Genomic DNA, 2,000 nt, shown 5'->3' with positions numbered 1-2,000 from the left:
ACTGCTGCGGCTGTCCGTTGACGCGCAGCGTGCCGCCGGTAAGCGATTCATAGCCGGCCAGGATCTTCATCAGCGTGGACTTGCCCGCGCCGTTCTCGCCCAGCAGGCCGTACACGTGGCCGGGTGCAAGCGCAAAGCTCACGCCGTGCAGCACCTGCACGGGGCCGAAGGCCTTCACCACGCCATCGAACTCGACGGCGACGCTGCCCTTGATGTTCTCAGCCGCGTTCATGGCGCCACTCCGCGGGCCTTCAGGGTCTCTTGCATCGCGAGCACGCCGGCGCCGATCAGGCCACCCTGCATGCCCAGCGGCGTGTACTGGATCTCGAGGTGCCGCGTGGAGAGCGCCAGCGAGCGCTGGTACACGCTCTGCCGCACGGCCGCGAGAAACAGCGGGCCGATGCGCGTGATGCCGCCGCCGATGAACACATGCGACGGGTTGAAGAAGTTGACGACCGACGCGAGCATCTGCCCGATCAGGCTGCCCGCGCGCTGGATGATGGCGTTGGCGGCCGTGTCGCCACCGCGGCTGGCTTGGCCCACGTCGATGGCGTCGATGCGCCCGTGCACGCGCAGGCACTCGGCCAGCGTCGCACTCTCGCCCGCCTCGGCCGCCCGCGTCGCCATGCGCGTGATCGCGGGGCCGGCGGCCATGGCCTCGACGCAGCCGAGGTTGCCGCAATGGCAGCGCGGGCCTTCCTGGTCGACGCAGATATGGCCCACGTCGCCGGCCGAGCCTGCGGCGCCGCGGTACACCTCGCCGTGGCAGACGATGCCGCAGCCGATGCCGGTGCCGATTTTGATGACGAGGAAGTTGGTCAGCGAGCGCTTGAGGCGCCACAGTTCGCCGAGCGCCATGAGGTTCACGTCGTTGTCGACGAAGACGGGCGCGGCGTAGTCCTCTCGCAGGTAATCGCGGATCGAGAAGCTGTCCCATGCGGGCATCAGCGGCGGATTCACGAGTTGGCCAATCTCGAAGTTGACGGGGCCGGGCACGCCGATGCCGATGCCGAGCACGTCCTTGGCGCTCGCGTTGCAGCGGGCCAGCAGTTCGCGCATGAGCGTGCGCACGCGGGCCAGCACCACGGCCGGGCCTTCGCGCACGTCGGCAGGCTCGTCGTGCTGCGCGAGCACGGTGAGATCGGGGCGCAGCACGGCCACGTCGAGGCTGGTGGCGCCGATGTCGATGCCGACGAGCACACCGAGGCCGGCATGCAACTGGAGGTTTTCGGCGCGGCGGCCGCCTGATGAGCGTTGCAAGCCGGCTTCGGCGAGCAGGCCCTGGTCAACGAGGCCGGCGATCAGCCCGTTGGCCTTGCTCTTGGAAAAGCCGAGTTGCTCGGCCATGGCATGGCGCGAGCCGCCGGCCGACCAGAAGGTCGTTTCCAGCAGCCGCATTTCGTCCGCAGTGATGCCACTCCAGGGTGCCACGCGCTTTGTCTACGGTGTTCTTTTGCTTTGCGCCCGCAGCCCCGGCTGCTGGACGAAGGCGAATACTAGGCGGCGCTCTTCAGCCAGACAAGGTCAAACTTCGACCATGTTTCAGCCGAAGATGATCGAATGAAAGCGGACAGACGCAAAAAAGCCGCCCGAAGGCGGCTTCTTGTCGGAGCAATCGGGAAGACCGATTACTTCTTCTGGCGGTACTTGCGCAGTGCCGCGATCTGGGCGGCCATCACAGCCAGCTCCGACTGCGCCATCGCGATGTCGATGTCGCTCTTCGCGTTCTTCAGCGCTTCTTCGGCGGCGGCCTTGGCCTGGTTGGCCTTCTCGTCGTCGAGGTCCTTGCCGCGGATCGCGGTGTCGGACAGCACGGTAACGGCGTTGGGCTGCACTTCGAGAATGCCGCCGGCCACGAAGACGAACTCTTCCTTGCCGTCGGCCGTTTCGATGCGCACGGCGCCGGGGCGGATGCGCGTGATCAGCGGAGTGTGGCGCGGATAGATGCCGAGCTCACCGGCTTCACCGGGCAGCGCGACGAACCTGGCTTCGCCCGAGAA

Annotated in this window: 3 protein-coding genes; all 3 read right to left on the bottom strand. The window is 67.3% G+C overall.

Going from position 1 to position 2,000, the window contains the following annotated elements; all coding sequences use genetic code 11:
• Positions 1–232, bottom strand: a 232-nt coding sequence (locus ACSFA3_RS22335; RefSeq protein WP_435507686.1) for an ATP-binding cassette domain-containing protein, incomplete at its 3' end; no start/stop codon positions are given.
• Positions 229–1,398, bottom strand: a complete 1,170-nt coding sequence (locus tag ACSFA3_RS22330) for an ROK family protein (RefSeq protein ID WP_435474185.1) — start codon at positions 1,396–1,398, stop codon at positions 229–231. The genes ACSFA3_RS22335 and ACSFA3_RS22330, both read right to left, overlap by 4 nt.
• A 230-nt stretch (positions 1,399–1,628) precedes the next feature.
• The coding region (locus ACSFA3_RS22325) for a F0F1 ATP synthase subunit epsilon (protein WP_435507685.1) at positions 1,629–2,000 on the bottom strand (372 nt) is incomplete at its 5' end.

It is taken from the genome of Variovorax glucosi (genome assembly GCF_051216695.1).
Taxonomy (GTDB): domain Bacteria; phylum Pseudomonadota; class Gammaproteobacteria; order Burkholderiales; family Burkholderiaceae_C; genus Variovorax.
Note: the sequence above shows the minus strand (reverse complement) of the source record. Positions and strands in the feature narration are given on the sequence as shown.

Excerpts from the sequence above, each read along its gene's own strand:
- ACSFA3_RS22330 (WP_435474185.1), bottom strand. The coding sequence starts at position 1,398 with ATGCGGCTGCTGGAAACGACCTTCTGGTCGGCCGGCGGCTCGCGCCAT.